At 56.9% G+C, this 18,672-nt stretch carries 17 protein-coding genes and 1 tRNA gene; 11 read left to right on the plus strand and 7 right to left on the minus strand.

All coding sequences use genetic code 11. The features are described 5' to 3' along the window. Nucleotides 1-62 precede the first annotated feature (62 nt). The 4 genes from A6F49_RS09080 (at nucleotide 63) to pstB (ending at nucleotide 4,268) form a co-directional block, all read left to right on the plus strand. Entirely contained in the window at nucleotides 63-1,160 is a 1,098-nt protein-coding gene (locus A6F49_RS09080) for a phosphate ABC transporter substrate-binding protein PstS (RefSeq protein ID WP_043058166.1), read from the plus strand. A 62-nt stretch (nucleotides 1,161-1,222) separates the two neighbouring features. Then, on the plus strand, nucleotides 1,223-2,221 hold the full coding sequence (pstC, locus tag A6F49_RS09085) for a phosphate ABC transporter permease subunit PstC (protein WP_082911696.1): 999 nt from the start codon (nucleotides 1,223-1,225) through the stop codon (nucleotides 2,219-2,221). Between the two features lie 83 nt (nucleotides 2,222-2,304). Continuing rightward, on the plus strand, nucleotides 2,305-3,450 hold the full coding sequence (gene pstA, locus A6F49_RS09090) for a phosphate ABC transporter permease PstA (RefSeq protein WP_043058241.1): 1,146 nt from the start codon (nucleotides 2,305-2,307) through the stop codon (nucleotides 3,448-3,450). Nucleotides 3,451-3,488: 38 nt separating this feature from the next. Beyond that, entirely contained in the window at nucleotides 3,489-4,268 is a 780-nt protein-coding gene (gene pstB / locus A6F49_RS09095; protein ID WP_043058168.1) for a phosphate ABC transporter ATP-binding protein PstB, read from the plus strand. Between the two features lie 1,007 nt (nucleotides 4,269-5,275). On the opposite strand, the gene A6F49_RS09100 is transcribed toward pstB, so the two are convergent. Genes A6F49_RS09100 through A6F49_RS09110 form a run of 3 tightly spaced genes read right to left on the minus strand, consistent with a single transcriptional unit; the run spans nucleotide 5,276 to nucleotide 7,638 of the window. Continuing rightward, entirely contained in the window at nucleotides 5,276-6,289 is a 1,014-nt protein-coding gene (locus A6F49_RS09100) for an inorganic phosphate transporter (protein ID WP_043058169.1), read from the minus strand. Then, nucleotides 6,290-6,916 carry a hypothetical protein gene (locus A6F49_RS09105; protein ID WP_043058170.1) on the minus strand — a complete coding sequence of 209 codons (627 nt, stop codon included), beginning with the start codon at nucleotides 6,914-6,916 and terminating at the stop codon, nucleotides 6,290-6,292. It abuts the gene before it with no gap. Nucleotides 6,917-6,957: 41 nt separating this feature from the next. Then, entirely contained in the window at nucleotides 6,958-7,638 is a 681-nt protein-coding gene (locus tag A6F49_RS09110) for a hypothetical protein (protein ID WP_235604936.1), read from the minus strand. Nucleotides 7,639-7,781: 143 nt separating this feature from the next. On the opposite strand from A6F49_RS09110, the gene A6F49_RS09115 reads away from it, so the two are divergent. From A6F49_RS09115 to A6F49_RS09125, 3 genes are all read left to right on the plus strand, one after another. Next, a tRNA-Lys gene (locus A6F49_RS09115) sits at nucleotides 7,782-7,854 on the plus strand. A 206-nt stretch (nucleotides 7,855-8,060) separates the two neighbouring features. Next, the gene (locus tag A6F49_RS09120) at nucleotides 8,061-8,783 is read left to right on the plus strand and encodes a DNA methyltransferase (RefSeq protein WP_043058172.1); all 723 of its coding nucleotides are present in this window, start codon (nucleotides 8,061-8,063) and stop codon (nucleotides 8,781-8,783) included. Nucleotides 8,784-9,200: 417 nt separating this feature from the next. After that, the gene (locus tag A6F49_RS09125; protein WP_150119442.1) at nucleotides 9,201-9,770 is read left to right on the plus strand and encodes a hypothetical protein; all 570 of its coding nucleotides are present in this window, start codon (nucleotides 9,201-9,203) and stop codon (nucleotides 9,768-9,770) included. 54 nt (nucleotides 9,771-9,824) lie between these two features. On the opposite strand, the gene A6F49_RS09130 is transcribed toward A6F49_RS09125, so the two are convergent. Together A6F49_RS09130 and A6F49_RS09135 are read right to left on the minus strand one after the other, a co-directional pair. Next, entirely contained in the window at nucleotides 9,825-10,532 is a 708-nt protein-coding gene (locus A6F49_RS09130) for a M50 family metallopeptidase (RefSeq protein ID WP_043058174.1), read from the minus strand. 36 nt (nucleotides 10,533-10,568) lie between these two features. Next, nucleotides 10,569-11,534: an NAD-dependent epimerase/dehydratase family protein gene (locus A6F49_RS09135; protein WP_043058175.1), complete on the minus strand. Its 966-nt coding sequence runs from the start codon at nucleotides 11,532-11,534 to the stop codon at nucleotides 10,569-10,571. Nucleotides 11,535-11,657: 123 nt separating this feature from the next. Between A6F49_RS09135 and A6F49_RS09140 the strand changes: the two genes are divergently transcribed. Beyond that, nucleotides 11,658-12,371: a TetR/AcrR family transcriptional regulator gene (locus tag A6F49_RS09140; RefSeq protein ID WP_043058176.1), complete on the plus strand. Its 714-nt coding sequence runs from the start codon at nucleotides 11,658-11,660 to the stop codon at nucleotides 12,369-12,371. Between the two features lie 9 nt (nucleotides 12,372-12,380). Here the strand turns inward: A6F49_RS09140 and A6F49_RS09145 are convergent, their stop codons facing one another. Beyond that, nucleotides 12,381-13,307: an alpha/beta fold hydrolase gene (locus tag A6F49_RS09145; RefSeq protein ID WP_043058177.1), complete on the minus strand. Its 927-nt coding sequence runs from the start codon at nucleotides 13,305-13,307 to the stop codon at nucleotides 12,381-12,383. 341 nt (nucleotides 13,308-13,648) lie between these two features. Between A6F49_RS09145 and A6F49_RS09150 the strand changes: the two genes are divergently transcribed. The 3 genes from A6F49_RS09150 (at nucleotide 13,649) to A6F49_RS09160 (ending at nucleotide 18,176) form a co-directional block, all read left to right on the plus strand. Continuing rightward, entirely contained in the window at nucleotides 13,649-14,581 is a 933-nt protein-coding gene (locus A6F49_RS09150) for an NAD-dependent epimerase/dehydratase family protein (RefSeq protein WP_043058178.1), read from the plus strand. 62 nt (nucleotides 14,582-14,643) lie between these two features. Then, the gene (locus tag A6F49_RS09155; protein ID WP_043058179.1) at nucleotides 14,644-16,338 is read left to right on the plus strand and encodes a sensor histidine kinase; all 1,695 of its coding nucleotides are present in this window, start codon (nucleotides 14,644-14,646) and stop codon (nucleotides 16,336-16,338) included. Further along, the gene (locus A6F49_RS09160; protein WP_235604937.1) at nucleotides 16,335-18,176 is read left to right on the plus strand and encodes a glycosyltransferase family 2 protein; all 1,842 of its coding nucleotides are present in this window, start codon (nucleotides 16,335-16,337) and stop codon (nucleotides 18,174-18,176) included. The genes A6F49_RS09155 and A6F49_RS09160 overlap by 4 nt, the downstream gene beginning before the upstream one ends. Nucleotides 18,177-18,185: 9 nt before the next feature. Here A6F49_RS09160 and A6F49_RS09165 read toward each other — a convergent pair whose 3' ends face one another. Then, the gene (locus A6F49_RS09165) at nucleotides 18,186-18,572 is read right to left on the minus strand and encodes a response regulator transcription factor (RefSeq protein ID WP_043058180.1); all 387 of its coding nucleotides are present in this window, start codon (nucleotides 18,570-18,572) and stop codon (nucleotides 18,186-18,188) included. Nucleotides 18,573-18,672 lie beyond the last annotated feature (100 nt).

Here is an 18,672-nt window from a genome sequence, read left to right on the forward strand (position 1 = left end):
AGCCAAAAATTCATCTGGCCCAACGTACTGACTCACAACAATCTCGAAAGAGGAAAACACCAGTGAAGTTTTCTCGTTTTTACCGCTCAGCTGCTATCGCATCCGTAGCCGCTCTGGCTCTGGCAGCTTGCTCGTCTGACGACTCTGCTGATGAAAACGCCGGTGGCGATTCCGGTGAACAGGCGTCGGCTGAAGTATCGGGCACTCTGATCGGTGGTGGCGCTTCATCCCAGGAAGCCGCCATGACTGCTTGGACCGCCGGTGTCACCGAAGTTCACCCAGATCTGACCGTTCAATACGACCCAGTTGGCTCCGGCTCCGGTCGTGAAGGCTTCATCGCAGGCCAGTACACTTTCGCAGGCTCTGACTCCGCAATGGATGCCGAAGAACAAGAGCAGGCATGCGGTTCCGGTAACGCATTCCACGTACCGTCCTACATCTCACCAGTTGCTGTGGCCTTCAACCTGGAAGGTGTCGACACCCTAAACATGAACCCAGACACCATCGCCAAGGTATTCGCTGGCGAAATCACCTCCTGGGATGATGCAGAAATCGCTGAGCAGAACGAAGGCGTAGAACTGCCAGCAACCGATATCACCGTTGTTCACCGCTCCGATGACTCCGGTACCACCGAAAACTTCACCGACTACCTCAACGGTGCAGCCAGCGATGTCTGGACCTGGGAAGCCGCCGACGCATGGCCAGAAGAACTCACCGGTGAATCCGCACAGCAGACTTCCGGTGTAGTTTCTTTGACCACCGACACCGATGGTGCCATCACCTACGCTGACGCCTCCCAGATCGGTGGCCTGTCCACCGTTGCAGTTGGTGTTGGTGAAGACTACGTCGAATACTCAGCTGAAGCTGCAGCTTCAGCCGTTGAAACCGCCGAAGAAGACCCAGAATCTGAAGGTGCTCGCATCCTAGATCGCAGCACCGAAGAAGAAGGCGTCTACCCAATCGTCATGATCTCGTACCACATCTTCTGTGACACCTACGACAACGAAGAAATGGTAAACCAGGTCAAGGCCTTCGGTAACTACGTCATCTCCGAAGACGGTCAGACCGCTGCTGAAGAATCAGCCGGTAACGCCCCAATCTCGGAGACCATTCGCAGCGAAGCCACCGAGCGCATCGATGCGATTACTGTTGCTGGCTAAGCCAGGAAATTAGCTTTCAGTAGCTGATACCACCGCTTGGCACCACAAGCGGTGGTATTGGCATGAAAGACACTTTTAATCATAAAACGTTACAGGAGTACAACGTGACAACCACATCCCCGCGCACCAAGTCACCAGCGCGTAATACCACTTCCGCGGTGGGGGATAAAGTCTTCAAAGGCATGTCGTGGACCGGCGGTGTGATCATACTGGTCGTGCTTGCTTTCGTGGCCCTCTTCCTGCTGATGCGATCCCTGCCGGCCATTGCTCCCGATACTTTCGGTCCGGGTGCTGACGAGGCTATCGATTTCTGGTCTTATGTTTGGCCACTCATGGCGGGAACGGTCATCGTCTCCGCCATCGCACTCTTACTGGCTACCCCAATCGCCATGGGCGTTTCACTGTTCATTAGCCACTACGCGCCACGTCGCTTCGCCAACACCATCGGGTACATCATCGACCTGCTGGCCGCTATCCCATCCGTTGTCTACGGTGCCTGGGGCATGCTCGTACTTGCACCGCTCATGGTGCCCCTGTATCAGTGGTTGCACGATAACTTAGGATTCATTCCACTGTTCGCCGGTGACCCATCGACCACCGGTCGAACCATCATGACCTCCGGCGTCGTTCTTGCCGTCATGGTCTTGCCGATCATGACGGCTCTCTGTCGCGAAATCTTCCTCCAGGTGCCACACCTGCAAGAAGAAGCAGCACTTGGCCTTGGCGCGACTCGATGGGAAATGATCAAAATGACCGTTTTCCCATTCGCTCGCGCCGGCATCATCTCCTCCATCATGCTCGCCCTTGGACGCGCACTGGGTGAAACCATGGCCGTGACCATGGTGCTGTCCCCAGGTGGTTTCTCCTGGTCGCTGCTCACCTCGGGCGCCAACGCAACGATTCCGTCAGAAATTGCACTGAACTTCCCAGAAGCCTTCGGTCAACGACAGTCCGAACTGATTGCAGCGGGACTGATGCTGTTTGTGATCACCCTGATCGTCAACGTCATCGCCAGGGCGATCGTCAACAGTCACGCGAAGAAAGCTGAGGGTTTGTCATGAGCTCCCAAATCCATTCGCGTACCGAAGTTGAGACCCCGGTCCCGCCATCACAGGACCCGAACGGCGAGAAGAAACCAAAAGAGATGACGCCAAAAACTAACAAATCCCGGTTGGATTCCCTGACCGCCAACCGGAAACCTTCCTGGACCTGGATGGTTGCAGCTGCTGGCTCGGTGGTGGTTTCGGCCATCGTGACCATGCTGCTGTTTGAATCCTTCAGCATCATTGGCTTCGTCCTCATCGCGGGCTTGCTATACATCGCATCGATGTATGTTGCCAGTCGGATCATGGAAGATCGACTCAAAGCCATGGACGAATTCTGGCGTCACCTGATCTGGTCGGCATTCCTCATTGCGCTAGTCCCACTGATCTCCGTCATCTGGTCTGTGGTGTCCGAAGGTCTACCCACACTGATAGCCCACCCAGGGCTATTGACCACAGACATGCAGGGCGTGGTGGGTGCAGACGACATCGCCACCCAGACCGAAAGCGCGCCACTGCAGGGTGGTATTCTGCACGGCCTGGTCGGTACCGTGATGATCACGATTCTTGCCAGTGTCATTTCGATTCCGGTCGGCCTGTTCGCCTCGATCTACCTGGTCGAATACGCAAACCGCAACGCCTTCTCCCGCGCAATCCGCTTCTTCGTCGACGTCATGACCGGCATCCCATCAATCGTTGCCGGTCTATTCGCATTTGCTGGTCTGAGCTTGCTCATCGAACTGATCGTCGGTGATTCACCACAGGCGCTGCAATCGGTCAAAACCGGCTTTGCGGCAGCACTAGCACTGAGCGTGTTGATGATCCCGGTTGTCGTCCGCTCGACTGAAGAAATGCTCTCCGTCGTCGCCGACGAACTGCGCGAAGCATCCTACGCCCTGGGTGTGCGCAAATGGCGCACCATTATGAAGGTCGTACTGCCAACCGCAATGTCGGGTATCGCCTCCGGTGTGACCCTGGCTATTGCCCGTGTAACCGGTGAAACCGCACCGATCCTGGTAACCGCAGGCTATGCAGCCACGACCAACTGGAACCCATTCTCCGAGTGGATGACCGCACTGCCGGTGTACATCTACCGCCAGTTGGTCAACCCAACCGCACCGGCTGCGGGCGACCCATCAATGGCACGTGCCTGGGCAGGTGCCCTGGTGCTGATCGTCATCGTGATGGGCTTGAACCTCGCCGCCCGTGCAATCGCTAAATACTTCGCACCCAAGACCGGCAAATAAGCTCGGATCTCGGACTCAAACTCAAAGGAAAAATTCTCATGGCAAAAAGTATCGAAGCTATCGATCTCAATTGCTACTACGGCGATTTCTTGGCCGTCAAAGACGTCAATATCAAAATTGCGCCACGTTCCGTAACCGCCTTCATCGGCCCATCCGGCTGTGGCAAAACCACTTTCCTGCGCACACTGAACCGCATGCACGAAGTCACCCCGGGTGCTCGCGCCGAAGGTCAGATCCTGTTGGACGACGAAAACATCAACTCCTCCGACGTCGATCCGGTTCGTGTCCGCTCAACCGTGGGTATGGTTTTCCAGCGACCTAACCCTTTTCCCACCATGTCGATCCGTGAAAACGTGTTGGCCGGTTACCAGCTCAACGGCATCCGCCTGTCGAAATCAGAGTCTGAAGCGATCCTAGAACGCTCCCTGACCGGTGCCAACCTGTGGAACGAAGTCAAAGACCGCCTGGATCGTCCAGGCGGTGGCCTGTCGGGTGGTCAGCAGCAGCGCCTGTGCATCGCCCGCACGATTGCCATCGAGCCAGAAGTGATCCTCATGGACGAGCCAGCATCGGCGCTTGACCCAATCTCAACCCTGGCGATTGAAGACCTCATTCACGAATTGAAAGAGGACTACACCGTGGTCATCGTCACCCACAACATGCAGCAGGCTGCACGTGTGGCTGATAAGACCGCATTCTTCAACCTGCAGGCCATCGGCGAACCAGGCATGCTCATCGAATACGACGACACCACCACCATCTTCAACAACCCATCCAACGAGCAGACCGAAGCCTACATTTCTGGGCGCTTCGGCTAAATCACACCAGCAGTTCACGGTGCGGCGAGATTCTTTGATCGAGAACCTCGCCGCACCGGTGGTTTAAGACAGTGGCGTCACACGGCATATTCCAGACCCGCTGGCGTAGTGGAATTCATCGACTGAATTGCCGCGGAATGCGAAATCCCGGCCTGCGAAACAGGCCGGGATGCTCAAACTTACGATGTCGGGCCGGGCACGCCTCACGGCGTGTGGCCGCTCGAAGCGGCTAATGATTTGGAGCCCGGGGGTACCGCAACCCGACATCTGTAAGTCACTCTATCTGGCTATCGGCGGGATAAGCAAGAGACGTTCACGTGGCGGTCAATTCCGCGTCATTTCGCCGTTTTCATTGACCTTTTGGGTAACTCGCGGTATAAGACAGCTGGCTTGCAATGGGACCTCGACCAGCAGCACGAAGTCGAAGATACGCCGCCACTGGAGGCCAAGAAGTCACGGGTATAAATCCCCGCCGTCAGCTGTAGTGAGTGGTTCATTGCAGATTTTATGTGCACCGTAGGGTGTATCTTGTGTTGACATACATTCGTGATCGATCCGCCTCTCAGGGGAGGTTTGAACGCTCCGCGACCTGCGTTACCCCTTTATCAAGTTGAATCCTCACTCGATAAATTTGGGTCTTCACTCTATAAACTGAGCGCCTCACTGAATAAAGTGATGACCTCACTGTATAAACTGACGTCTTCACTGTGTAAAGTGACGAGGTCAGTGTATGAACTGATAACCTCACTGCCTAAATTGAGAGCGTCATTGTGTAGAGATACCCCAGCCTTGTAACAGTGAGCGTACCCCTGCATAAGAATCACTGCGTTGGGAGTCCGCAAGACTGAACAGAAAACAATCCGCGAGATAGCAGAAGAACTAGAAGGGCAGTAAGCTCACTGCGCCCAGTGATGAGGCGCTTAGTCGAGATGGACCTAGTTATCCCTACAGCACCACCGCAATCACGACGACGTGCTTATTTGAAGCGTGCTGAATTCTAGCTGAATTCAAATAAACAGCAGCACTAAACTCAACGTAGCAAAGCTTGCGACGGCGCAAATTATCACAGTCGTGACGAAATACATCATCAATCGCACCACCTGTGCCCAGCGCACAGAGCCGCTGTTTTGGGCTGTGCCAGCGCCGGTAATCGATGCGACCGTGGTCAATGAAGACGATAGCGGGACATGCAACATGAATGATCCCACAAGTAGCAGAATCGCTGAGGTACTTGATGCGATAGCCGAATGCAGAGGGTCAAGCACACTGATCCGGCGGGTGAGCGTGTAGTTGACCCGCCAAGCGTTGATAAACGTTCCTAATCCCAGTAGCACCACAACGCCTGAGGACACCATCCACAAAGGGATGGTGTCCGCTCCCGCGGCGGCTATTGCCATCAATAACACGATGTAAATGCGCTGACCGTATTGCACGCCGTGCCCTAGAGCGTTGGCGGCGGCAGTGATTGCCAGGGTGCCACGGGAACTGTATCCGACCCGGTGGGGCGCGGTGTCTTTACAGAACCAGGTGACCGGAATTGCCAAGACCCAGGCCACAAGAACTGCCAAAATGGGTGAGGCTACCAACGAAATCCCGATACCTATGGCAACGGGGGAGAGGTCTGTCAGGACCAGGTGGTTAGTATCGATCAGCGATACGGCCAGGGCGCCCCCGGTAATGGAAGCTGTCAATGCATGGGATGAGGATACGGCAACGCCTTTCCACCAGGTATAGATGGCCCACGCCAGTGCGATCGCAACACCCACCGCAGCAATCGTCAGGCCGCTGTCATCCAACGGAACGAGTTCGACAAATTCTGCGGCAAAAAACTGGATGGTACTAACACCCATGATGGCTCCGACCATACGCATGACCGCTGTCATCCACAGCGCGGTCATCGGGGTGAGTGCTCCAGAGGCAATGGGTAATGCCACGGCGTTAGGGGTGTCGCGTCCGGCCACCACGAAGCTAAATGCTGCGGTCAACACAAAGACTGCCGCAAGCAGGATGAGGGTTCCCACTTAGGAATCACGCACCAGGATTCGTCCTAACTGGGTCGAGAATTCCCGCAGGGTCAAAAAGGTGGCTTCCAGGGATCGGGCAACTTCTTGTTGTCGGTAATAATGTCGTGCCAACAGTTCATCGGCGTCGGTCAGCCGCCAGGTCACTAGAGCCCGTTGTGCTTGATGGGTGAGGCGCTCCAGGTGCATCCAGGTACTTTCCAACTCGTCAGGGGAGTTAAGCTGGCTGGTCGTGTCCAACACCAGATCTGTTTGACGTGTCAGAATTTCGAGAACATCACCGGCACGAGCCGGTAGACGGTACTGGCGGGTTGCGTGGATAATGGTCCCGGTAATAGCTACTGCTTCGACGGCGCGATTAATCCAAGTGCCGAGCAGGTAGAGGTCTTCGCGAGGCAGCGGGGTCAAATATGTGCTGCGCAGCGCGGTGAGCATAGTGGTCTGGGTTTTTGAGGCCTGCGCGTTGAGATTATCAAGCTGCGCGTCGAGCGCGGTACCCGTTTCTGGAGATGCTCCGAACATTTGCGTCACGAGATCTACGGATTCCACTAAGAGTTTGGCAAGCGTTCGAACGTGGGTCGCGCCTGATTCATCAGCAGAAAATAGGCGCGTTACAGACAGCTTCATGATTGGTTACTTTACACACCGAAAGTTAACACGAGGTCGGGTTAATTTGTAGGACGTCGCTCGGCGGATTCCGTCTCCAAGCGTCCTTGACGCCAGGCCGCCGCGCAGAGCTCCAGTTCAGTTGCCGTGCGCTGTAATTTCGTCGACCGCTGTTCAAGAGCGGCAGCTGCTGCAGGATGGTGATCTTCGATCTGTTCAGCATGTTGATGCTGGCCTGCAGCAATCACTCGGGCATAGGCGCCACCGCGTTCTAACGCGATCGCGAAGTCGCCAGCATATACCCCGGTAAGAATCTTGGTGATCAAAGTTTGCAAATCTTTAGCCTGCGGAGGTTCGGCGGCGCCGGCGATCACTCGGGAAACATATGCCTCGTATCCGGCGCGGTACCAGGCGGCCCACCGGTCACCATCGCGCTGGGTGGCTTGCTGGAGGGCGTACAGACGCCACAGGGCGCCACCGTAGGTTACGGCGGGCGCATTGGCCCACATGCGGGCCATCGTGTCGAGGCCGACGTCGTCGACCAGATCCACGAGCCAGTCGACGGTCGCGTCATCGGCATCGGGATCTTGCCCGGTTGCGACAAGCTTGGCAGCGATGATCTGGGCAGCTGAAAATACTTCGGCAGGATCGATACCGCCCGAATGATGCTCAAAATCTTCGAGCGGCATTAACTTCGGACGATGATACTGAATACCGGCGGAACTGCCCCGCTGAAAGCTCAAACGTACTCCTTGGGTCATCTTGGGTGATCGACACGTACCCTCGACAGCCTAAGGCAGTTGTACCCCTAAATAACAGTCTCTCGACCGATTTTTGTTCCGTAGCAAAATAGGCTACAATCATTTATCGGTCCTAAACGGACCGTGGGCCTTTAGCTCAGTTGGTAGAGCATCGGACTTTTAATCCGCAGGTCGCGGGTTCGATCCCCGCAGGGCCCACAACCGCTAGTTGGTTGCTAGCATGCAAAACCCGCCAGATAAATATCCTGGCGGGTTTTGTGTTTTCCCGGTGACTCCCGGATGGGGGTCTGCCCGCTAGCTATAACGGCGCCGCGCACTTGCCACACCTGGACGACCCAATATTGGTGGCAGATCTTATCGATGCGGCAGCCTCTAAACGCAGGCCACCGGCTACACTGCAAAGAATGACGCACTCTCACGCTGCCTCAAACGGCGGCGGATCAAAAACTTCTCCACTGGATCCGGAACTGTTCGCATCACATACTGCATTCATTGCTGAGCGTCCCCTTGGTGCTGATGAAGACGTGCATATGCTTCCAGCCATTGTGGATCACATTATTGAACGGTGCACCACACCGGGCGACGTCGTCCTAGACCCATTTGCAGGGTTTGGCACCACACTGGATCGTGCTGTGGCACTGGGCCGCCAAGCGGTTGGCATGGAGCTGTTGCCGGATCGGGTGGCCTATCTGACTGGCCGCGTGCCGAGTGCTCGAATTCTTCAGGGTGATGCACGCCAGCTGCTGAAAACCCTTGGCGATGCGGCACCGGAATGGTCCGGTTCGAACATCGATCTGATCTTGACTTCACCGCCCTATATGACAGCCGAACATCACCCCTCCGACCCGCTGACGGGATATGAGGATAACGACGGCGACTACGCCCGGTACTTGCGAGAGCTAGGGCTTGTAGCCGCTCAGTGTGCACGGCTCATTGCTCCCGGTGGTTATGTTGTGTGGAACGTAGCCGATATTCATTACCGAGGAAAGACCACGCAATTAATCGCAGACTGTGCACGAGCGCTCGCGGAACATCTCAGCCTAGTTGGCATTACCGAGATCCGATGGGACCGCTATCCGCATGATCTAATCGCTGATGCACTGCTCGTGTTTCACCGGCCTTCATAAAACTGGCGTCTTCGGCCAGGGCAAGATCGCCGTTGTCGGCGGCTACATCGTCCATTCCCCTCAACTACATAGGTTGCGCCAGGACGGATTTCTATCGGGCTCCACTGGGTCGCAGGGGACCGGCTAGCCCATTTGATGGCGTCGTCTAAGGCACCGACCGAAACAGCTTTTATTCGGTCATAGCGATGACGAATCACCACATGCCACAAGGACATCTCACGGGTCCTGGGCGAGGAGGATACAACCCTCCTGTGACCTTAATTCTACGAAGATTGCTGCAGCCTTGTTGTGGGGGGCCTAGCTTTAGTTTGCGCCGCGGGATATGCTCCCAGAAACATCTGAGTCGGCTCAAGAGAAATGATGAGTGACGTGCGGTTTTGGTTAAGGTCTTGGACTGGTCTCGCGCTTACGGGTCTATTGCTTTCGTCCATCGTGTTGTCGGGATGTGCTGACGACACTGCAAGCGGCTTAGCTAAGGCCGATGAGACTCCGGAGTTCGAAGGTCCGTGGGCCTCAGAATTTACTGCCGAATATCGATACACTGATTCGGATTTTGTTCATTCTGTGCTCGCCGATGGAAAGATCACTGACGAAGAACTCGCGGAAACCCGTGAAAGGTTTACCCAATGTCTCACGGAGTACGGGCATACCGACATCATCTTTGAGCCTGATGGAAGTCTTCAATTCGACACATCAACAGCTCAGGATCCTGCCTCCGTGGATGAGCAGATGGATGAGTGTTCGGAGATCTCGGGCGAGGCCGCCATCGGTGCGCTGCATTCGTGGATACGTCGCAATCCACAGAACCTGGATGAGGACACCATCATGGCGGACTGCCTGGTGCGCAAGGGTGTCGTCGACGCATCATATAGCGCTAGCGACTATGCCGACGACGGTCCTGCCGCAGATTTCCCGTTTCACGACGTGATCACTGGCGAGACGGCGTTCCGGGAGTGTAATGCTGATCCGCTGGGTCTATTTGAGTAAAAGTAGTGCATCATTGATGTAAGAGGGTCGCGCTGGGTCACGTTGTTCAGCAGATTAGCCAGTGGTTAACAACAGCCAGCCACCGGCTACGAGGCACGCCGCGGTGATCAGCCAGAAGATGCCAACCCACAAGCCAGCTGGCATTCGGGTGAGTCGCGCCAGCTGATCGGCGTCGCTATCGCTGCGACCGCGCTTGCGTCGTCGGCTGCGTTGTAGATCTACGACGGCGCGCGGTGCGATGAAGAGGAGCCCCCACACCATCACGTAGGCGGCAATGGAAATCACGGTGCCCGAGGCAAGCCAGCTCAGGGCGGCGACGCCAACGCCGGTGACCAGTACGACCCACAGGCCGTAGAAGTTGCGGATAAACAGCAACATCAAGGCGCACAGTAAAACTAGTGCCCACAGGGTTCCTGCGGCAAAGCCTTGGCCAAGCAGCCATGCTCCGGCCAAGCCGACGACGGCTGGGGCAGGATACCCGGCCAGCAGGGTGGCGATCATGCCGGGGCCGGTGGGTTTGCCGCGCGAAAGCGTAAGACCTGAAGTGTCAGAGTGCAGTCGGATGCCACGCAGTTTGCGCCCGACCAGCACAGAAACGATCGCGTGGCCGGCTTCGTGGAGCAGCGTAGCTAAGTGTCGGACAAGTCGGTAGCCCAGCGGCGACCAGGTCACCACGAGCGCGATGGCGCCAATGATTAATACCCACAGTTGTGGCAGGGGCTGTTGGACGCTGGTGGCACGGTCCCATATCTCAAGTAGCACCCACCCACATATAGCAGAAGCACCTGACAATAACGCCTAGGAAGACTGTGGCAGATTGCCGTGGGCAGCCTGCTGGATTATCGTCTCCCAATCCGTGGGGTGCAGACCTAGGGCCTGGGTGGTTGCCGAGGAATCGATGACCCAGGGGTTGGCGAACTGATAGGAAATTGAGTGTAGTTCGCGCAGCATTGGACTGACTTTGGCTAACAGTCTCAACAGCGGCTGTGGCATTGCGGTAACTTTTGGCACCGGCCGGTTCAGTGCTCGGGCAAGGTCGCCGGTGAGTTCTCGCTGGGTCACCGGCGGATTGGTGGGTGCGAACCAGATACGGCCATGGGCGTCGTCGCGCGCAGCCACGGTGGCCAAGATTGCTGCGACGTCGTCGATATTGGTCCAAGAGTGTGGTTGGTCTGCGCTGCCGATGACGCGAACGGTGCGACCAGCAGCAATGGTCGGGATGTTTCGTGTTGCGTGGCCATTGTCGCCAAGTTCGGGGCCGATGAAGTCTGACGCGCGCACGACCACCGCCCGCAGTGCGCCGGATTGATGGGCTTGGAGGGTCTCACGATCCATTCGGCCACGGATGTCGCCTTTGGTGTCCTGTGGCTCCTCTGCGGTGTCAGGAGTAATGGGCGCGTGATGGCGCATTGGCCCGTACATATAGAGATTCGAAAGGGTGACCAGTACTGTGCCGGTGGCTCGGGCAGTGTGCATAAGCGCTCGGTGCAGGGGTGGCCATTCTTGTGCCCATCGGGTGTACGCGGTGGGATTCATGCAGTTATACATGGCTGCGGCACCGTCAACGAGAGCGGTCAGGGCGTTACTGTCGGTGGCATCGAGTGGTACGCGATGAACTCCGGCGACCTCGTGCCCGGTCCCTGTACGGCTTGCCAGGATGACGTGGTGGCCTTGAGCTTGCAGGTATTTGGCGGTTGCCCGCCCTGCGGGACCTGCGCCAATGACGACGTGTTTGGTAGCAGCTGATGGGGGTGGAATCGTCATGGGAACTCCTTGAAAACGAATGGAGAGCGCTGCTCTCGAAGTACAGTATGGCACCTCAAAGCATGAGATTCAAGAGCGGTGCTCACAATTGTGACCGGCGATCTTTTTGTTCATAATGGAACCATGGCTGACTCAGAATCTAAACCCGGTCGCACGGCACGAGCGATTGCCCACGATGAGATGCAGCGACGCATTTTAGATGCCGCCCGAAAACAACTCACCACGGTTGGCCCAGCACAATTGTCCTTGCGAGCGATTGCACGTGAACTGGGTGTCGTCTCATCGGCGATCTACCGGTACGTTGCCAGTCGCGATGAGCTCATCACACGACTCATCTTGGACAGTTTCACGACCCTTGCCGATACGGTTGCCACGGCGTGCTCGCAGGCTAAGGCTGACCCGACGGTGCAGTTCAGTACGTGGGCCTCCACGTTGCGAGCGTGGGCGCTGGAGCATCCTTACGATTGGGCGTTGATCTACGGGGTGCCCATTGCCGGTTATGCCGCGCCAAGTGACACCCTTGATCCTGCGCGGCGAGTCAATGATCCGGTGCTCGCGCTCTACGGGCAGCTTGAACCAAATCTGCAAGTCGGGCAGACAGTGGATGCCTCTGAGGCAGCGCTGCGGCCGCTGCGGGCCATGCTCGAGGAGCACTATGCCTCAGGTCCCGGGACCGCGGGCGTGGCCACGGCAATGATGTGGGCCTGGTCGAGCGTGCACGGGTTTATCAATTTGGAACTCGGCGGCCATTTTCAAGGCTCGGCCTCCGAAACTACACCAGTCTTTGCGGCGATCGTGGACCAATTGGCCCACCAACTGGTGGGGTCCGCCGAATAGCTTGTAGCCTCAGGCTGCTTCCTGGTGCTCGGTTCTCTGGTGCAACCATGTCACCGCAAGGTTCGCCACGGCCTGCGGAGCGTCGTCGGTAATGAAATGCGCGGCGTCGTCGAGGTAGGCGAATTCAACGTGATCAGCGTAGCGGTCTGGGTTTGGGCAAATGGTTTTCATGAGTTCTTCGGTGGTGGGGTGATCCTGCCTGCCGTAGACAACCAGTGTTGGCACGGTGAGCCGACGACGACGGTAAGTGCCGCGGAGGATGCGCAACGCTTCGGGGAAGATCATTTTGCGAGTCAGTGGTCTCACTGCGGCATCGATTTGCGGGCGCTGCAGTGGCGCCAGGTAAGCTGCTGCGATGTCATCTGAGACGGGGTGGGCCATGTATCGGGCCGAGAACGTATCCCTAAGGGAAGCGCCTGGGCGGTGCCAGATCAGGCCGGGTAAGTGTTGGAATGCCGGGGCGAGCTTGGGATGGAATTTCGCAAACGCCGGGAACACTGCCAATTGGATTGCTGAACGTACACGGGCGGGATATTCATAACTGAGCTGTATTGCACTAATGACGCCCATGTCATGTGAAATCAGATGCGCGGAGCCAATGCCCAGTGCGTTGAACAAGCCTAAGAGATCGCGCATGCGGGTCTGATGTTCAATATAGGGGTCATCAGCAACCGTCCATCCCGCGCCCCGCAGGTCAGGGCAGAAGACTTGAAATCCCTGGGCTGCGATGACCGGTGCAATGTTGCGCCACTGCCACCAGTGCTGCGGGAATCCGTGCAACATGATGACCGGTTCGCCTTCTCCGATGACTGCCACATGCGTATGTAATCCGGGGGTGTCAACGAGGAAATGTTCGAATCCGGCAGCCTCGGGCAGTGGGGGCGACCAGGCGTTCGTGTCAGCCGGATGGATAGATTTACCCTGTGGAATGGCCATGACGAGCCTCTTAAATCTCAAATACTACTTTTATAGTATTCCCGTGTCGACGGCGTCGTCAACGACTTTAAATAGCGCTACCACCGGAAGCCGTGATGCCCGAATGACAGGTCAAAATGGCCAGGCACTGAGGATGGTTTCACGGCTTCGGTGAACAAAGTATTCGAGGTAAATGCTCGGCTGTTGGCCTGAGCATGCCATACTCCAGCCACGGTGACCTTGAGCCGCCGTCTGACTCCTACTGTCAAGGGCACCTTGTGCTGCGGGACCACCGTCTGAGCCTTGAGACCACGGTGTGCACGCGAGTAAAATGAGGAGACCGTGACAAGGGGGTCTAGGTTATGAGGGTCTTATTAGCAGGTGCTACCGGAGCGATTGGCCGTCAGTTGGTGCCGCAGTTACAAGCGGCCGGACACATCGTCATCGGACTGGCGCGAACGGTTCGTGGAACAATGGGCTCGACTGCGCTCGCCGTGGATGCGCTGGATCGCGACGCGGTCATGCGAGCGGTGGACGAAACCGAGCCGGACGCGATTATCAATATGCTCACGGCCATTCCCGAGCGGATTAATCCCAAGCGCATGGATGCGGACTTTGTCCAGACCAACCGGTTGCGCATCGCCGGCACCGAGAATCTCCGGTATGCGGCGCAACGTGCTGGCGTCTCGCATTTTATTTCACAAAGTATTGCCTTTGGATATGAACCTCGCAGCACAGTCTTGGCCGATGAAAAAGCAGCACTGTGGAGAGATCCACCGAAACCTTTCGCCACCGTTTTAGAGGGCATCAAGCGCCTGGAAGCAACCACTCGAGCGGCTCACGGAACGGTATTGCGATTCGGCCACCTCTACGGTCCGGGCACAAGCTATTCTCCGCAGGGTTGGTTCTTCCGAGAGGTTCAACAAGGCGAAATGCCGATGATCGGCGACGGGCGAGCCACTTTTTCGTTCATTCATGCCCAAGACGCTGCCTCAGCAGTCGTTGCAGCTTTGGCGGCCAAAGAGTCCGGGATTTATAACATTGTCGACGACGATCCGGCCGAAGTGCGTGAATGGTTGCCACTGCTGGCCGAAATGATGGGTGCGCCATCACCCAAACATGTTTCCCCACTGCTGGCGGGTTTTGCCGTGGGAACCTGGGGGATCGCCTTTATGACCAGGTTGCGTGGAGCGGCCAACACCAAAGCCAAAGTCGAGCTACAGTGGCAGCCCAAATACCCATCGTGGCGCGACGGATTTGCCGATGAACTCGCCCATGCCGGAATCGCGCACTGACGCTTCCAGTAGCAAGGGGGTAGATGCCTGAGCCGATGCGCTGGGCGGGGTAGATTATTCTCATGATCACCAGCTCCCGCCCAGCTCAGCAGCGGAAACCTGGCACCTTTCAACTGCGCATCTGGCGGCAGCGGATCGCCAACCTGGCGCCAAAGACTCTGGCCCTGCTGCTGCAGGGTATTTTTTGCGCCGTCGTCCTAGTGCCCGTCGTACTGTTGTGGTTTTCACACCGCGAGGGTATCCGAATCCCCGAACTGACGGCCGGTATCGCGCTGCTGTTGGTACCCACCGTGCTTGTGGCCCTGACCCCAGTTGCTATGGTGCACCAACTGCGCTGGCCCAGCCTGCTGCTGCCGCTAACAGATTTAGCAGGCCTGGGTGTGATTCGCTGGGCAACCCTGCCCGACGGCGCCCAACTGTCCAGCTTGGCGCTTGCCCCAGCGCTCTGGTTGGTTGCGCAATACCGCATGCGTGGCGTCCTGCTGGGAACGATTGCCATTCTGCTCACCATCTCGCTGCCATCACTGGCGGCCGACACAGTACTGAGCGTGGCAGATTTTGCCCGCTTCGCCGTCCTACCCATCACCTTTTTGATCGTTGCAGCCCTTGTGTTGATCCTCTTTGCCCGGCTGTCACATCAGCATAAGGAACTCAAACGCCAAGACCGCCTGCTCAAAGGCGTCATCAACCACCTCAATGTCGGAGTATTGGTTATGGACGCCCAAGGCAATGACGTCATGGCCAATCCAGCCCAGCGCTACATTCACGGTCTCGTGTCGCCAGAGGGAAACCCGGATCCCACCGAAGCCGGCCACCTGATCTATGACATCGACGGAGCATCCATCCCACTGCAGCACCGCCCGGCCAGGCGGGTTATCCGGGGTGAGAGTTTCGATGACGTCCTGATCGTGGCCGGTTCGCCAACCGATGAGCAACGCGTCTTGGAAGTGACCTCGCGCATCATCGCCAGCCCCGACGACGGCGTAGAATCCCGCATTCTAATCTTTGACGACATCAGCGACGCCTACCACGAACAACGAGCACAACAAGACATCATCGCCACGGTCTCACATGAACTGCGCACCCCGCTGACATCAATTCTTGGCTATACCGACTTTGCCATCGAGACCCTCCACAACGTGGCCGAAGACGACCGACGAGAGCTGGAAGTATTCTTGACCGTCATCGAACGCAACGCCGAAAAACTCCTCGCCAGAGTTGAAGACCTCCTGCTGCAGCAACAGTCACGCTACGGAAACCTCAAACTCAATAAACAACTCCTCTGCCTGTCGGCGCTGGCCCGAGAGGCTGTGCAAGCGCAACAGGCGCTCGCCGTGGAACGTAACATCAGTCTGGAACTAGATACGGTTCACGAGCCCATCATCCGAGCAGACGCGCAACGAATCAACCAGGTCATGGATAACCTACTGTCGAATGCCCTGAAATTTACGCCACCCGGGGGCCGTGTTCAGGTGCGCGTTGATCGTGATGAAGGCGATGGCGTATCCGTTCCGGAAGCGATCTTTGCTGTCACCGACTCCGGGCCGGGCATGAGTCCCAAAGAACTCGAAAGCCTCTTCACCCCGTTTTATCGAACCCAATCCGCTGCAACCTCCACCCAAGGAACCGGGCTGGGCCTGTCCGTTTCCAAAGGCATTGTCGAAACCCACCACGGCAGCATTCAGGTGGACAGCACCGTCGGTGAAGGCTCCACATTTGTCGTACGTCTACCACTGCATGAGGAATACACATCGTGACCCCAGCACATCGTGAAAGCCCCGCCTGGCTCTGGGCCGTGGCCGTTGTACTCTGTCCGGTCTATGGCACAGCCGCCTCCATCGTGTTCGTGTTTTCCGGCACATTCGGCACCTTTGGAGATCACCTGGTGCGCGACATCATGCTGATCATCGTCTCGGTGATCTCAGCGCTCGCCCTAACCTATATCAGCTTGTTGCTGTTTACCTTCCTGCGCCGAGAAGCACATACCACGAGGCAAGCTGCAGATTTTGAATGGCACCTGCTGGTGCCCTGTCTGAACGAAGAATCGGTTGTGGCAGAAACGGTATCTGCCGCACGAACCAGCTTCCCAACGGCTCATGTGTGGGTGATCGATGACGCCTCGGACGATCGTACTGGCACCATTGTGCGTGGCCTACAAGACTTCGATAACCACGTTCATCTGATCACTCGCGTGTCGCCAAACGCGAGAACAGGTAAAGGCGATGCGCTGAATGCCGCCTACCGTCAGGTCGGCCAATTTGTGGGGGACAACCCTCATCGACGACAGCACACTATTATCGGTGTGTTGGATGCGGATGGTTATCTATCCGATAACACCCTGGATCTATTAGCCGGTCCACAAGCCTTCGGTGACGAACAGACCGGTGGCGTCCAGATCGAAGTCTGGATGAAAAACCGCAACGATAAACGACCCCGACCACTCAATGGCCGGTGGAAAAACCTAGTCGGCAAAGTACTCATTCGTCTGCAAGATATCGAGTTTCGTACCGCCAACTCAGCCATGCAGCTGTTGCGCGTCAAAACCGGCACCGTGGGTATGGGTGGCAACGGGCAATTCAATCGACTCAGTGTGCTGGATCATCTGGCCGAGGTCGATGGGGAGCCATGGGGGAAGAAGCTGAGCGAAGACTTCGAACTAGGGCTCAAAATTCTGTCCTTGGGGTACCGCACGCATTACACGCGAGATGCCCACGTGTCTCAAGAAGCACTGCCGTATTTTCGACGGCTCCTTACCCAGCGCACCCGCTGGGCGCAGGGCTTGCTGGAATGCGCCTCATTGTTGCCACGCTTGCGCCGTGCCAAGGTCCTGAATGTTGCTGGGTTGCTCGAATTGCACTTCTTGATGACTCAAGCCTGGCTGTCGATGATTAATCTGTTGGTCATTCCTATCTTGACCATCTTGGCGATTGTCGACGGCGGAACCTGGCTTTGGCAATCCACATCGCAACTGCTGACCCTGTTCGCCGCGATCATTTTCCTAGTATTGCCTTATGCGATGTGGGGACCGCTTTACAGGATCCGAGCGGGCGCCAAAGTCGGGTGGCTGAACTCTGTTGGTTTGGGATTATTATTCTTAGGCTACGTGTATCTCACGTATGTGTTCTATGCGCGAGCCATTGGCAGGATGCTCACCGGCCGTAACGCCTGGGCGAAAACCAAACGCAACGCCGACGACCTGCGTCAGCTCGACACCACACCACTGCGCATTATTCCAACAGCCGCCCCGCTACTGGATCGTGCTGTGGTTCAAGAATTGGCCATCGAACTGGAAGGTCGCGAGGAATATGCCCACGAACTCATTTCAACCTTTGCGGTGATCTGGCCCAAGCGCCTGGCCAACGTCCAGTTGGCAACAGCCGCCGAGGACCGGGACGCCACCTGGGATGCAATTGCCAGTATTCGTGTGGCCGCCGATATGCTCGGTGCCACCCGCTTGGCCGGAACCGCAGCGCACCTGGCCAAATTTGTTGAAGCCGGCGATTTCGAGAAGCTGCGTGAGGCACTACCAACCTTGGAACAGCTGGGTGCAGACACGGTCGAAGAAATCCGTCGGGATGTGGTGGCCGCTTCGTAGTTTCGAAAACTATCGGACGTCTTGCAGCAGGCTGGCAAACTGTTGACGCAGCTCGCGAGGCCGAAATGGTTTGGTCAAAAACAGGTCAGCTCCTGCAGCCAGACCGGCATCCCGGTCGGTATCCGAAGAGCGTGCAGAAATAATAACTACGGGACCGGTGTAGTGCTCTCGCAGGCTGCGCACTACGTCGAGCCCGTTGAGATCTGGCAGGCCAATATCCACGGTGATCATCGAATACGTTTGTTGTTGAGCCTGGGTGAGGCCTTCTTGGCCGGTACTGGCAGATTCGACCGCTAAGCCTGCTTGGGCAATGGTCATCTCCAGCAGACGTCGAATATCATCATCGTCTTCGATGACCAGAGCGGTTTCGGGTTGAGCTGATGGATCTGCAGTCATGGCACCCTTTCAACACAGTACTGACACGGGCAGACAAGCGAAACGTTACCACGAGGACGACCGCCCAAACGTTCTCCGAACGAAGGGTAGAACTTTGCGC

It is taken from the genome of Enteractinococcus helveticum (assembly GCF_001657475.1).
Lineage (GTDB): Bacteria > Actinomycetota > Actinomycetes > Actinomycetales > Micrococcaceae > Yaniella > Yaniella helvetica.

Bases quoted from the DNA above. Each gene is read 5' to 3' on its own strand.
- pstC (WP_082911696.1), top strand. From the start codon at position 1,223: ATGAAAGACACTTTTAATCATAAAACGTTACAGGAGTACAACGTGACA.
- pstA (WP_043058241.1), top strand. From the start codon at position 2,305: ATGACGCCAAAAACTAACAAATCCCGGTTGGATTCCCTGACCGCCAAC.
- pstB (WP_043058168.1), top strand. From the start codon at position 3,489: ATGGCAAAAAGTATCGAAGCTATCGATCTCAATTGCTACTACGGCGAT.
- A6F49_RS09105 (WP_043058170.1), bottom strand. From the start codon at position 6,916: ATGAAGCTGTCTGTAACGCGCCTATTTTCTGCTGATGAATCAGGCGCG.
- A6F49_RS09120 (WP_043058172.1), top strand. From the start codon at position 8,061: ATGACGCACTCTCACGCTGCCTCAAACGGCGGCGGATCAAAAACTTCT.
- A6F49_RS09135 (WP_043058175.1), bottom strand. From the start codon at position 11,534: ATGACGATTCCACCCCCATCAGCTGCTACCAAACACGTCGTCATTGGC.
- A6F49_RS09140 (WP_043058176.1), top strand. From the start codon at position 11,658: ATGGCTGACTCAGAATCTAAACCCGGTCGCACGGCACGAGCGATTGCC.
- A6F49_RS09145 (WP_043058177.1), bottom strand. From the start codon at position 13,307: ATGGCCATTCCACAGGGTAAATCTATCCATCCGGCTGACACGAACGCC.
- A6F49_RS09150 (WP_043058178.1), top strand. From the start codon at position 13,649: ATGAGGGTCTTATTAGCAGGTGCTACCGGAGCGATTGGCCGTCAGTTG.
- A6F49_RS09155 (WP_043058179.1), top strand. From the start codon at position 14,644: ATGATCACCAGCTCCCGCCCAGCTCAGCAGCGGAAACCTGGCACCTTT.
- A6F49_RS09165 (WP_043058180.1), bottom strand. From the start codon at position 18,572: ATGACTGCAGATCCATCAGCTCAACCCGAAACCGCTCTGGTCATCGAA.